The sequence below is a fragment of the Bacillus sp. FSL E2-8900 genome (assembly GCF_037966225.1).
In the GTDB taxonomy this organism is placed as follows: Bacteria; Bacillota; Bacilli; order Bacillales; family Bacillaceae_G; genus Bacillus_A; species Bacillus_A cereus.
Window position 1 is genome coordinate 4,078,015 of record NZ_CP150193.1, and the last position, 13,223, is coordinate 4,091,237.

Below are 13,223 nucleotides of genomic sequence, written 5' to 3' on the forward strand. Positions count from 1 at the left end.
TTAGTAGACTTCCTTTCTATAATTTTGCTAGCTCATCACTAGCTGTGCCGGTACGTTTTCACGATACCTGCACTTTCATTATTTGTTTTCTCTCTTCACTACCTCCTTTATATATGATCTTAGACATAATTATTTCCTGATTATCAATACCTATCATTATACTGCAAAAGGAAGAACAAACCAATTGCAGTCAGTTATTTATTTTCATATTCATCAAATGACCAAAGTGGCGCTTGATATGCTTCAACAGTTAAATATGTCATATATTCATTAGTACTTACTGTTAATACGTCATTAACTAATTCATACAATCTAACATCGCTGTCTATCTTCTTCCACTTTTTCACTTTGAGAAACTTCCAAATGTCATCATCTGTCACTCGGTCGTAACCGAACATTTGAAACTCTTCTACTTTACTTTCTAAAACGACTTGTAACTGTCCGCGGTATGATTCTACCAAAGCCTCTCTATCTAACATTTATAACATCTCCTTCTTATTTCAGCACGAAAAAGTCGCTTTAATCCCGCTCTAATGGACAGCAATAACTACTTTCAAGAGCACTATCATACTTCACTCTCTTAAATGCTTGTCATTCTTGTCTCGTACGTGCATATAAATTATTGTAAATCATTCCATTGATTTTGAGAAGGTAGGAGAAGAACATGACGAGACAAAGCTTTTTAAAAGGCGCATTTATTTTAATGATAGCCGGCTTTATTACAAAAATACTTGGCTTTATCAACCGCATAGTAATGGCACGTATTTTAGGAGAAGAAGGCGTTGGTCTTTATATGATGGCCGTTCCTACATTCATTTTAGCAATTACATTGACACAAATTGGTCTTCCTGTCGCAATCGCAAAGTTTGTAGCAGAAGCGGAAGCTGTAAACGATAAACAAAGAGTTAAAAAAATATTAACCGTATCACTAGCTGTTACATCCGTTATTAGTATCATTTTAACAATCGGAATTATGTTCCTCACGCCTATTTTAGCAAAAACATTATTAACCGACGAAAGAACGTACTATCCATTAATGGCCATTTTGCCCGTTGTCCCGGTTATTGCTGTTTCTTCTGTTTTGCGTGGTTACTTTCAAGGGAAACAAAACATGAAACCTAGCGCTTATGCGCAAGTTCTAGAACAAGTCGTCCGCATTACCATTATCGCTATATGCATCCAGTTATTTTTACCTTACGGCATAGAATACGCTGCAGCCGGCGCTATGTTATCAGCTGTTCTCGGTGAAGTTGCATCCTTATTATTTTTACTCACGTTATTTCAGCGAGAAAAACATTTATCAATACGCTCTGGATTTTTCACTACTGTAAAGGAAAGCAAAGGGACATTTTATTCTCTGATGGATATTGCCCTTCCAACTACAGGAAGTCGTTTAATCGGCTCCGTTTCATATTTTTTTGAACCTATTGTCGTTATGCAAAGCTTAGCAATCGCTGGTGTCGCTGCTTCTGTTGCAACCCAGCAATACGGTATATTAAACGGTTATGCATTCCCGCTTCTATCACTACCCGCCTTTATTACATACGCTCTTTCTACAGCGCTCATCCCTTCTATTAGTGAAGCAATGGCAAAAAGACAACATAAATTAGTGGAGCACCGTTTACAACAAGCACTTCGAATTTCATTAATTACCGGCGGATGGTCTGTCGTTATATTATACGTATTCGCTTCTCCTGTTTTAACTCTTATGTATGGATCAGACAGCGCAACAGCATTCATTCAACTTCTTGCGCCTTGCTTTTTATTTCATTATTTCCAAAGTCCACTTACCTCTGTTTTGCAAGCTTTAAACTTAGCAAGGGCTGCAATGATGAATACATTTATTGGTGCCATCGTGAAATTAATCGTTATTTTTGTACTAGCATCAAGGCCAGAATTTCAAATGATGGGGGTTGCACTTGCTATCGCCGCAAATATTGTAACAGTAACATTTCTTCACTACGCTACTGTTTTAAAAAAGATTACATTTACCATTTACGCAAAAGACTATATTTTCGGCGGACTTGCCATCGGTATCGCAGGCGCCTTCGGTTTTTATCTTCATAAATATATTATTTTCTCTCATTCCCTTGGCATACAAACATTATGGGAAATCACTTTAACAACAATTGTTTATATCGTACTTCTCTTCACTTTCAAACTCATTCGAAAAGAAGAGTTAAGTCGTCTCCCTATCATTCGTAAACTTTCATTTTTGAAATAAGATGAAACTTTAATCAGTGGGGTAATCTCCACTGATTATTAGTTAAACTAATCATTCTTACTCTTTCAAAGGATAAATCTCTAATCTTCTTTTACATCAACAAAAAATTTTCCGTTTTGAAAACTACAGTATAAAATTTGTGTTACATCGTTATAACCTAAGTTTTTTAATTTCTCAATAAGCCATGCATCTGTATGTTCAATCATTTGTAAATGACTAGATTGAATTTCTCCATCAATAATAAGAGGAAGCGTAAACTGCAATGTATCTTGTTTATTTTTTTGTTTTTGAAAGACAGATAACTTCCCAGACGGTTCCAAAATAGCATATTCTACATCCCGAATATCTCCAACTCCTTGTTCCCTTAATTGCATCATTAAATCATCTATATTATAACGTTGCTTTCTCATCTTCTTTTCATCAATCTTTCCCGCGTTTACAAGAATAGCCGGCTCACCTTCTATTAAATGCCGAAAGCGTTGATACTTTAGGGAAATGACTGACAAAATAATTTGGATGCACATAAGAAAAGTCATCGGAACTAATTGATGCCAAAGTGATTTATCGGTATTTTCAATTGCCACTACAGCCATTTCTCCAAGCATAATAAATACGACTAAATCTAATACACTTAGCTCTCCTATCTCACGTTTACCCATAAGACGAAAAATAATTAAGATGATGATATACAAAAGCATTGTCCGTCCAATTATTGATATCCATTCCATTTCTACATCTCCTTTTTTACGTATAGACTCCCCTATAAAAAAGAAACTAGTCTAACTTAGACAAAAGGAAAATATGCTTGTATTAAAAAGGGGGAATGCATAAATGGATGGAACGAAAAAATTATCAACTGCAATTGGCTTCGGTATTGTTACACTACTAATTCTCGCATCTATTACTAGCATGATTATGGCTCTTTTATTAAAGTTTACGAATATAAACGAAGGGACATTAACCGTTACTATTTTTATACTCGCTCTTTTATCTATGCTTATGTCTGGATTTACTGCCGGCAAAAAGGCTCAAGGAAAAGGTTGGCTAGTAGGTCTCACAACAGGTCTCACGTTCACTATACTCGTTTTTTTAGTTAACTATTTAGGCTTTTCTCAAACTTTATCGAACTCACAATTACTTTATCAATTAGCATTAATGGGGGCGAGTACACTCGGTGGTATTTTCGGTGTAAATATGTCAAAGCAAAGTAACTAAAAAAGGCCCTGCACATTTCATGCAGGGCCTTCCACATTAGTTTTTCACAACTTCACGAATCGCATTGCGATCGAAAGTTAAGTGTGAACCACCAGATTTAATAACGATTTTTGTCTCATCTACTGATTCGATTGTACCGTGTAAACCACCGATTGTTACGATAGCATCACCTTTTGCTAACTCACTTTGCATTTGAGCAACTGCTTTTTGACGTTTTTGTTGCGGGCGAATTAATAAGAAATAGAAAATCGCAAACATCGCAACGATCATAACGATATTCATCATACCTGCATTCATCTTTTGTTCCTCCTTTTAAATTATGTATTAGAAGTTTTTAGCATTCGGTTTATTAAAGCCATACTGTTCAAAGAACTCTTCGCGGAAATCGCCAAGACGGTCTTCACGAATAGCTTGTCTCACCTGCTCCATTAAGTTTAACAGAAAATGAAGGTTGTGATAAGACGTTAAACGAATTCCGAACGTTTCATCACATTTCATTAAGTGACGAATGTACGCACGTGAGTAGTTTTTACATGTGTAGCAATCACAGTTTGGATCAAGCGGACCGAAGTCTCTTGCGAATTTCGCATTTTTTACAACAAGGCGACCTTCACTTGTCATACATGTACCATTTCGAGCGATACGAGTTGGAAGTACACAGTCAAACATATCAATACCACGAATTGCGCCATCGATTAACGAGTCAGGAGAACCTACACCCATTAAGTAACGAGGCTTATTATCTGGAAGAAGTGGTGTTGTAAACTCAAGAACACGGTTCATAATATCTTTCGGTTCACCAACAGATAAACCACCTACAGCGTAACCAGGGAAGTCCATTGAAACAAGATCTTTCGCACTTTGACGACGAAGTTCTTCGTACTCCCCGCCCTGTACAATACCGAATAAACCTTGATCTTGCGGACGTTCATGCGCTTTTAAGCAGCGTTCTGCCCAGCGGCTCGTACGCTCTACAGATTTCTTCATATATTCAAAAGTAGCCGGGAATGGTGGACACTCATCAAATGCCATCATAATATCTGAACCTAATGCATTTTGGATTTCCATCGCTTTTTCTGGTGATAAGAATAATTTATCTCCATTTAAGTGATTACGGAAGTGAACGCCTTCCTCTTCAATACGACGGAAGTCACTTAAACTGAATACTTGGAAACCACCAGAGTCTGTTAAGATTGCACGATCCCAGTTCATAAATTTATGCAAGCCGCCTGCTTCACGAATAATTTCATGACCTGGACGTAGCCATAAATGATACGTATTACTTAAAATAATGCCAGAATCCATTGCTTTTAATTCTTCTGGTGACATTGTCTTAACTGTTGCAAGTGTACCAACTGGCATAAATGTTGGTGTATCAAATGAACCGTGCGGCGTATGCACACGACCTAAACGGGCACCCGTTTGTTTACATGTCTTAATAAATTCATAACGAATTGCTGTCATAACTTACTCCTTTTATTTGTTTCTCATTTTAGCGTGAGATGCAACGAACATTGCATCACCGAAGCTAAAGAAACGATATTTTTCTTTTACTGCTTCATTATAAGCATGAAGTACATTATCTCTATTTGCAAATGCACTTACAAGCATAATTAATGTTGATTTCGGTAAATGGAAGTTTGTAATTAAACCATCAATTGCTTTAAATTCATATCCCGGATACATGAAAATATCTGTCCATCCAGAAGCGGCGCAAAGCTTACCTTCATGATCTGTTGCAATTGTTTCTAACGTACGAGTTGATGTCGTACCTACAGTAATAATACGTCCACCATTCTCTTTCACACGATTTAATAATGCCGCTGTCTCTTCAGACATATGATAATATTCTGCGTGCATATGGTGTTCTTCAATCGTGTCTGCAGAAACTGGTCTAAATGTTCCAAGTCCTACGTGAAGTGTAATGAATGCTAACTGAACGCCTTTTTGCTTTAACTTCTCAAGTAACTCTTCTGTAAAGTGAAGTCCCGCAGTCGGCGCTGCTGCTGAACCGATTTCTTTCGCATATACTGTTTGATAGCGATCGCGATCTTCTAGCGTCTCTTTAATATATGGAGGAAGTGGCATTTCCCCAAGTTCATCTAAAATTTCATAGAAGATGCCGTCATATGAAAATTCAAGCTGACGTCCACCTTGATCTGCAGTTCCTGTGCAAGTTGCTTTTAATTTCCCTTCGCCAAAAGAGATAACAGTTCCTTCTTTTACACGTTTCGCTGGCTTTACAAGCGTTTCCCACTTATCACCTTCTTCTTGTTTTAAAAGAAGTACTTCAATGTGCGCGCCTGTATCTTCTTTCACACCGTGCAAACGAGCAGGCATAACTTTCGTTTCATTTAAAACTAAGCAATCCCCCTCATGTAAGTAAGAAAGAATATCCGTAAAATGTTTATGCTCAATATCACCTGTTTCACGGTCTAACACCATTAATCTTGATGTTTCACGCTCTTCTAACGGGACTTGTGCAATAAGTTCTTCTGGTAAATGAAAATCAAACAGATTTATATCCATAGCTATATCCACCTATTTCTTATTTAAATCGATTTATTATATACATAATAAAAGATAATACAATACTTAACACAATACATGTAATGATAGGAAAATAAAAGGTAACGTTTCCTTTTTTCACAAAAATATCGCCTGGAAGCCTTCCAATGAACTTCCAAGCTAATCCAACAACGATGAGTAAGATCCCGGCTGTAATAAGCAGCTTTGGCATCTCCGTCATACTTTTGGTATCTCCATTCCGAAATGTTCATACGCAAGCGGCGTTACAATTCGGCCCCTTGGCGTTCGTTGTAAAAAACCAATTTGTAATAAATACGGCTCATACACATCTTCAATCGTATGAGATTCTTCTCCAATTGTTGCTGAAACCGTTTCTAATCCAACTGGACCGCCACGGAATTTCTCAATAATACCAAGCAGTAATTTATGATCAATATGATCTAGACCTAATTTATCTACTTGCAGTAGCTCTAATGCCATTTGTGTAATTTCCATCGTAACCGTTCCGTTACCACGAACTTGCGCGAAATCACGTACACGTCTTAAAAGACGATTCGCAATACGAGGTGTACCACGAGCACGTCTTGCAATTTCTAATGCAGCTAACGAATCGATTTCAACTTCAAATACTTCTGCTGTACGTTCAACAATCGCAGAAAGCTGATCTACTGTGTAGTACTCTAACCTTGAAAGTACACCGAAGCGGTCACGAAGCGGTGCCGATAATGCTCCAGCACGTGTTGTTGCTCCAACTAATGTAAATGGCGGTAAATCTAGGCGTACAGAACGTGCTGAAGGCCCTTTTCCAATTACAATATCAAGGCAAAAGTCTTCCATCGCAGGATACAATACTTCTTCAATTGATCTATGCAAACGATGAATTTCATCAATAAATAATACATCCCCTGGCTGAAGCGCTGTTAATACAGCAGCTAAATCTCCTGGTCTTTCAATTGCGGGACCTGAAGTTGTTCTAACATTAACGCCCATCTCATTGGCAATAATATTCGCAAGCGTCGTTTTACCAAGACCTGGTGGTCCATATAAAAGCACGTGATCTAACGTTTCTTCACGCATTTTCGCCGCTTCAATAAATACTTCTAAATTATGTTTTGCTTTATCTTGGCCAATATACTGACGGAGCGTCTGTGGCCGTAATGAATATTCTAAATCCGCATCTTCATATGCAGATTCCCCTGAAAGGAGACGTTCGTCCATTATACTCACCTCTTACCATTTAGTAAAAGACTAAGTGCCTTTTTAATATACTGATCCGTCGTTAATGATTCTTTTAATAACTCTGGTACAACACGAGAAACTTCGCGTTCTGCGTATCCAAGTGCGCGCAGAGCTTCCAGTGCCTCATCAAGCTCAGCTGATGAACCTTTCTTCTCATCAAAACGTTCTGTGTCTGAGAATAAATCAACAAATGCATCTGGTACGACATCTGCTAGTTTTCCTTTTAAATCTAAAATCATTTGGCGTGCTGTTTTCTTTCCGACGCCTGGGAATTTCACTAAAAACTTCTCATCTTCATGCTCAATCGCTTGAACGACCTGTCCTGTTTGACCAGAAGCTAAAATTGCAAGAGCTCCTTTTGGCCCAATGCCAGACACGCCTAACAACTTTGTAAATAATAAACGCTCTTCACGTGTTTTAAACCCGTAAAGTGCCATAATATCTTCTCTTACATAATGATATGTATAGACACGGATTTCTTGCTTACTTCTTTGAAATACATACGGATTCGGTGTGAAAATTTGATAACCAATTCCATTATGATCAATTACGACATATTCCGGCCCTACATACTCCACGTAACCTGTAACATATTCAAACAAAATACGATCTCTCCCTCTTAAATCATGTATTCCATTTTAACATATTTAATGATAGAAAAGCGAGACTACCCCAACAAATGTTCTCCACTTGAAACTTCTGTTATTTTCCATTGACAGAAAGGTTAAAGCACCTTAATATACAGAAGTCGATAATGATTATCAATACTAATTAAAGGGGTTACATCAGGATGAAACGTAAGCTATTTATTTTATTTACTATTATGCTCGTTGTTCTTTCTATCGTTGGCTGTTCTTCTCAAAAAGAAGAATCGAAGGCAAAAGAACAACCGAAAACAAAAGTTGTAAAACATGCTAAAGGTGAAGCTACAATTCCAGTAAATCCAAAGAGAATTGTTGACTTATCTGGATCAACAGAAGAACTATTACTTCTTGGACACAAACCTGTTGGTACAGCAAATACATATAAAGATAAAATCCAAAATCACTTAACAGACAAGTTAGATGGAGTAAAAGCAGTAGGTTGGTACTGGGCACCTAAAGTTGATTTAGAAGCTGTTACTGCTTTAAAACCAGACTTAATTATTTTAAACAACCGTCAATTAAAAATTTATGATCAACTAGAAAAGGTTGCACCTACAGTTGTTCTAGAAACAAACTTAGAAGACTGGCGTGGTAAGTTTAAAGAAGTAGGTAAGCTATTTGACGAAGAGAAGAAAGCAGACAAATGGATTGCAGACTACGATAAGAAAGCAGACTCTTTATCTAAAAAAATTAAAGAGAAAACAAAAGATGAGAACTTTATGTTCGTTGCAGTTACACCACAAAACTTCCGTGTATACGGTAGCTTCGGATACGGTGACATCATCTTTAATGACTTAAAACTTCCAGCAACAAAAGGTACGGATTTAAAACAAACGATGGCGCAAGTATCACTAGAAGGTTTAGTTGCATTCCAGCCTGACCAAATGTTTATTGTAAACTTCGGCGGCGAAGCTGATAAAGTTTACGAAGACTACAAAAACAGTGCCGTTTGGAAAGACAATAAAGCAGTTAAAAATAATCACGTATATGAAGTATCAAATGAAGTCTTCAATACGAAAGCATTCAATCCAATCGGAAAAGATATGCTAATTGATGAAATCGCAAAAGAAATTTTAGCTAAAAACAAATAAGAAAAAAAAAGCAGCTCACCATGAGCTGCTTTTTTTCTTACTTTGAACTGCGTATTGCTTCATTTTTTCAATCGTCTTCACAAAACCTTCTTTTGATTTAATACGAATGCCACGTTTCAATTTCGCACGTTCATAGCTCTCAAGCTTTTTCATATCAATTTGAAAGAAAGAATGGATCGCATTATCACTTTTCGGTACACCTTTGAAAATTTGTAATATCCCTTCCTCTGAAACACCAAAATACCCGCTCGTTTTCAATAACGGAGAAATATCATCAACTTTCTTTTGCAATACAATTTGTACATCATCACGATCAACGAGCTGCCATTCTTTATACTGCTGTAAAAACTTTTCTAAATCCGTCACTTTTTCTGTAAGTATTTCTTCGCTTACTTCGCCATCAACATACATACGCTCTAATAAAATTGTAACCTCAGGTTCTTTTTTCGTTACTTCTGGTACTGGCCCTTCCGCCTTCACATTCGTTTCATAAACGAAACAAAACATCATAACGAAAGCTTGCATCGCAATCAGTATCCATTTCATTTCCGTTCACCTCTTTTAGGCAAAATCAAACTTTCATTAGTAGTTTTTCCGGAAATGGGGGTTTTATCCACATTACATTTCTTTCGAAAAATAAAAAATACAGATTAGGATTTACCTCATCTGTATGTATCATTTACTTTTATATAAAATGAAAGACGCCTGCAAAGCAGGCGTCTTGATGCGTTTACGGCGAGAGACCAGGCGACCACATTCGCGTGTTTAGCACTTAAGCATATCTCTCGTCTTACGTAAATTAGCTCATCGCTTTGCTAATATAACATTAATAAAGTATAAGTGCAACATGTTTATAAAAATATTTTATTTCCTCTGTTATCCAAACGAACAATATGTAAATTATAAATTGATAATTGCAACATATATGTTACAATTAATGTAACAGCGAAATCATCATAAAACAGGAGATGGATATTATGAAAAAAATAAAGGATGAACGTCTCATTCTGCAAACATTAAAAAACGTGCGTATCGCCTTTCTTTTTCAGTCACTTGGTATAATTGGAATTTTAAGCTACATCGGATTCACTGAAGGAATGGATCAAATTACGAAATCTCCATTGTGGCTATTATTTATGTTTACAAGTATTTTACTTGCTTATTTACAGTTAAGTGTTTCAATCGATATAGAAGAAGGCGAAAAGGAAATACAGTTAACTCCTTATTACAAACTTGTCTTCCACTCCCTTATTGTAGGAATCGTTACGGCTATTATTTATATTATTTTCAGTCCAGAAAGACCACTGTTTGAAGCTATTTTAACAGGTAGTATTCTTTTCATATGCTTTTTAGTTTCTTATTCCGTTAGTTATTTTATTAAAAAACGTCGCTTACAAGACAACGATGAATAAAGAGGAAGGGCTATCCCTTCCTCTTTTGTTTTGTTATCGCACTGTACCAGTTAAACCGTAACGAATGTCTCGGAACATATTCACTATGTCACGATTAAAATCGTTTGTAACTGTACCGTTACGTAGACGCGTACTCATTGCATCGACACGAGTAAACATATCATTTCTTACAGAAACATATACGTTTCTGTTTCCAACTTCATTTGAAACCGCTTGACGAATTTCGTTCGCCATCGCCGTTTCATTTGTCACTGTGTTACGTGGTTTTACCGCAATCGCTACATCGTTTCCATATACAACTGTAGACACACGGTCTACGTTATTCATACGTTTCACACGATTTGTTATTCTTTCAGCTGTTTTACCATCATTGTTAATGTATGAATTGTTCATTGTAATATTACGAGTTGGATGCGGATTAGCAATTTGTCCATTGTAATTTACATCTCGATAATAATTGTATCCTGTATCGTTACGACCATTTCTATATGTTACATAATCTGTATAACGATCATTACGTGTCACATTATCACGATACTGGTGTGTATCATTATAAGATGTACGCTCGTAATTGTAGTTACGTCCATCCATTGCATTGTTATCTTTCGGTGTACCACATGCAGCTAATGCACTGGTAACTAACAAAGAAGCAGCAATCACTTTTACTTTCGTATTCAATACAAAAACCCCCTCTGTTAGAATGAGCTTCTCTACTGAAAAGCTCCCTCTTATGATGAGTAACCGAGAAGGTTTTTACACTGTTAATATTTCACTAGGAATTTTCTAGCACTTCATAAAAAAACTTCATTTTCTTAATTAACAGGAATGCAAAAAAGGCGGGAATACTCCCGCCTTTTTAAACTTCTTCTTCGTCCTCTTCTTCTGAAACGGGCTCTCCAAATACATTCGGTGGATCTGGTTGATAATACATCGTTCCTGGGTGTGGTGCATATGCAGACTGAGTTGGTTGATAATATAAAGGATTCGCATATTGCGGACCGCCTGGTTGTGGACTATATAGTCTACTTTCTCCTCCGCATCCACAATCTTCCTCACCCTGCACAAGCGGTGGCATATTATTATCCATTGGCATCATATTCGGGTTTGGCATAGACGTATATTGCGGTCCAAACGGCGCTCCTTGCTGATATGGCATTTGATATGGATTTGGTTGTTGATAATACGGATTCGGCGGCATCATGGGCTGTTGATACGGCATTTGATAGGGCATCATATTGGGTGGTTGATTGTTATCCATGATTGGCATCATATTCGGCATTTGATTGTTATCCATAATTGGCATTATATTCGGCATTTGATTGTTATCCATAATTGGCATTATATTCGGCATTTGATTGTTATCCATAATCGGCATCATATTCGGCATTTGATTGTTATCCATAATCGGCATCATATTCAGCATTTGATTGTTATCCATGATTGGCATCATATTCGGCATTTGATTGTTATCCATGATTGGCATCATATTCGGCATTTGATTGTTATCCATAATCGGCATCATATTCGGCGGCTGGTTGTTATCCATAATTGGCATTATATTCGGTGGCTGGTTGTTATCCATAATTGGCATTATATTCGGTGGCTGGTTGTTATCCATGATTGGCATTTGAATATTTGGCATTTGAATATTTGGCGGTATGACTTGTGGAATAACTACATTTTCTTTCGATACATTTGGCGATACTATATTCCCTACATTCTCTTTCTTCACTTGTGGTGACACTATATTCCCTACATTTTCTTTCTTCACCTGAGGCGATACTATATTTCCTACATTTTCTTTCTTTACTTGTGGCGATATTATATTCCCTACATTTTCTTTCTTCACTTGCGGCGATACTATATTTCCTACATTTTCTTTCTTCACTTGCGGCAATACTATATTTCCTACATTTTCTTTCTTCACTTGCGGCGATACTATATTTCCTACATTTTCTTTCTTCACTTGCGGCGATACTATATTGTTTTTTTTCGTTTGCGGAGAAATGATATTGTTAGGTTTCATTTTACTAATTTGAGGAGCAATTAACTCGCTTCCTTTTTTTATTACATCTGAAATTTTATATTCTTTTTTCGGTTTTATTGGTGGTTGTGGCGGCTGCGGTAATACATTTACCGAAAACTTCGTGTTTTCTTTTTCCGCCGGTTTTTGTTTTTCTATCACAGGTGGTTTTTGAATAACAGACGGTTTTTCAACTGGTTTTTCTTTTTGAATTGGCTGTTCTTTTTGCACTTCTTTTTGCGGTTTCACCTGTACCTCTTTTTGCGGCTTTACCTGTATCTCCTTCTGTGGTTTCACTTGTACTTCTTTTTGCGGCTTTACCTGCATCTCCTTCTGCGGTTTTACTTGCACTTCTTTTTGTGTTTGTTGCATAGCTGGCTGCTGTGTAATTGGTGCTGATTGATACGTAACTTCTTCTTCATCTTCTATTCCAAGCGGAGTTGGTGTTGCTGCAAATTCTTTTTGCTGCACTTCTTTTACGTATTGCTTTGGAGGCGCTGAACCTGCTCCAGCCTGTTGTTTCATGTGAACACTCTTGGATGGCACTTTAATTTTCATACCTGGCATAATTAAATCTGGATTACTAAGTTGTGTATTTGTTTTTTTCAACGTGTCAAAATCCACTCCGTACTTTTTCGCAATTTTCCAAAGGGTATCCCCTTTTTGCACGATATGAATTTTCAAATTTTCCCCCTCCTGTATAACTTATCTATAAGTAACAAATCTCATGAAGTAACTCTTTCTAAATAACATTAACTTCTTTTCACTTTTATCACTTCTTCGATTTTCAATATCATTCGAAGCGGAATAAGCATAAAGAACCACAATGATTTCTTCAAAACAATG

Annotated in this window: 15 protein-coding genes; 4 read left to right on the forward strand and 11 right to left on the reverse strand. The window is 36.8% G+C overall.

Annotation, left to right across the window (positions count from 1 at the left end; all coding sequences use genetic code 11):
• Positions 1-194 precede the first annotated feature (194 nt).
• Entirely contained in the window at positions 195-479 is a 285-nt protein-coding gene (locus NST90_RS20875) for a post-transcriptional regulator (RefSeq protein WP_000886979.1), read from the reverse strand.
• A gap of 185 nt (positions 480-664) precedes the next feature.
• Between NST90_RS20875 and spoVB the strand changes: the two genes are divergently transcribed.
• Positions 665-2,224 carry a stage V sporulation protein B gene (gene spoVB, locus NST90_RS20880; RefSeq protein ID WP_006926732.1) on the forward strand — a complete coding sequence of 520 codons (1,560 nt, stop codon included), beginning with the start codon at positions 665-667 and terminating at the stop codon, positions 2,222-2,224.
• An 80-nt stretch (positions 2,225-2,304) separates the two neighbouring features.
• Here the strand turns inward: spoVB and NST90_RS20885 are convergent, their stop codons facing one another.
• Positions 2,305-2,952 carry a DUF421 domain-containing protein gene (locus NST90_RS20885; protein ID WP_000454817.1) on the reverse strand — a complete coding sequence of 216 codons (648 nt, stop codon included), beginning with the start codon at positions 2,950-2,952 and terminating at the stop codon, positions 2,305-2,307.
• 103 nt (positions 2,953-3,055) lie between these two features.
• On the opposite strand from NST90_RS20885, the gene NST90_RS20890 reads away from it, so the two are divergent.
• Positions 3,056-3,439, forward strand: a complete 384-nt coding sequence (locus NST90_RS20890; RefSeq protein WP_000349150.1) for a TIGR04086 family membrane protein — start codon at positions 3,056-3,058, stop codon at positions 3,437-3,439.
• 36 nt (positions 3,440-3,475) lie between these two features.
• On the opposite strand, the gene yajC is transcribed toward NST90_RS20890, so the two are convergent.
• Genes yajC through ruvA form a run of 6 tightly spaced genes read right to left on the reverse strand, consistent with a single transcriptional unit; the run spans position 3,476 to position 7,809 of the window.
• Positions 3,476-3,736 (reverse strand): preprotein translocase subunit YajC, encoded by a 261-nt coding sequence (gene yajC, locus NST90_RS20895; RefSeq protein ID WP_000991115.1) that lies wholly within the window; start codon positions 3,734-3,736, stop codon positions 3,476-3,478.
• A gap of 27 nt (positions 3,737-3,763) precedes the next feature.
• Positions 3,764-4,903, reverse strand: coding sequence for a tRNA guanosine(34) transglycosylase Tgt (tgt, locus tag NST90_RS20900; protein WP_000125365.1), 1,140 nt, complete (start codon positions 4,901-4,903; stop codon positions 3,764-3,766).
• Positions 4,904-4,915: 12 nt separating this feature from the next.
• Positions 4,916-5,968: a tRNA preQ1(34) S-adenosylmethionine ribosyltransferase-isomerase QueA gene (gene queA / locus NST90_RS20905; protein WP_000354034.1), complete on the reverse strand. Its 1,053-nt coding sequence runs from the start codon at positions 5,966-5,968 to the stop codon at positions 4,916-4,918.
• Between the two features lie 19 nt (positions 5,969-5,987).
• Positions 5,988-6,188, reverse strand: coding sequence for a DUF2905 domain-containing protein (locus tag NST90_RS20910; RefSeq protein ID WP_000138162.1), 201 nt, complete (start codon positions 6,186-6,188; stop codon positions 5,988-5,990).
• The gene (gene ruvB, locus NST90_RS20915; protein WP_000344449.1) at positions 6,185-7,186 is read right to left on the reverse strand and encodes a Holliday junction branch migration DNA helicase RuvB; all 1,002 of its coding nucleotides are present in this window, start codon (positions 7,184-7,186) and stop codon (positions 6,185-6,187) included. Before ruvB ends, NST90_RS20910 begins: the two co-directional genes overlap by 4 nt.
• A 5-nt stretch (positions 7,187-7,191) precedes the next feature.
• Positions 7,192-7,809 (reverse strand): Holliday junction DNA helicase RuvA, encoded by a 618-nt coding sequence (gene ruvA, locus NST90_RS20920; RefSeq protein ID WP_000464511.1) that lies wholly within the window; start codon positions 7,807-7,809, stop codon positions 7,192-7,194.
• Between the two features lie 188 nt (positions 7,810-7,997).
• Here ruvA and NST90_RS20925 point away from each other — a divergent pair, with 188 nt between their 5' ends.
• Positions 7,998-8,942, forward strand: coding sequence for an iron-hydroxamate ABC transporter substrate-binding protein (locus NST90_RS20925; RefSeq protein ID WP_000823606.1), 945 nt, complete (start codon positions 7,998-8,000; stop codon positions 8,940-8,942).
• Positions 8,943-8,957: 15 nt separating this feature from the next.
• Here NST90_RS20925 and NST90_RS20930 read toward each other — a convergent pair whose 3' ends face one another.
• Positions 8,958-9,488, reverse strand: coding sequence for a BofC C-terminal domain-containing protein (locus NST90_RS20930; RefSeq protein ID WP_000871175.1), 531 nt, complete (start codon positions 9,486-9,488; stop codon positions 8,958-8,960).
• Positions 9,489-9,919: 431 nt separating this feature from the next.
• On the opposite strand from NST90_RS20930, the gene NST90_RS20935 reads away from it, so the two are divergent.
• On the forward strand, positions 9,920-10,354 hold the full coding sequence (locus NST90_RS20935) for a branched-chain amino acid ABC transporter substrate-binding protein (protein WP_025710400.1): 435 nt from the start codon (positions 9,920-9,922) through the stop codon (positions 10,352-10,354).
• 33 nt (positions 10,355-10,387) lie between these two features.
• Here the strand turns inward: NST90_RS20935 and NST90_RS20940 are convergent, their stop codons facing one another.
• Positions 10,388-11,032: a YhcN/YlaJ family sporulation lipoprotein gene (locus NST90_RS20940; protein WP_001093537.1), complete on the reverse strand. Its 645-nt coding sequence runs from the start codon at positions 11,030-11,032 to the stop codon at positions 10,388-10,390.
• A 178-nt stretch (positions 11,033-11,210) separates the two neighbouring features.
• On the reverse strand, positions 11,211-13,061 hold the full coding sequence (gene exsA / locus NST90_RS20945) for a spore coat assembly protein ExsA (RefSeq protein ID WP_339200569.1): 1,851 nt from the start codon (positions 13,059-13,061) through the stop codon (positions 11,211-11,213).
• Positions 13,062-13,223: the final 162 nt, after the last annotated feature.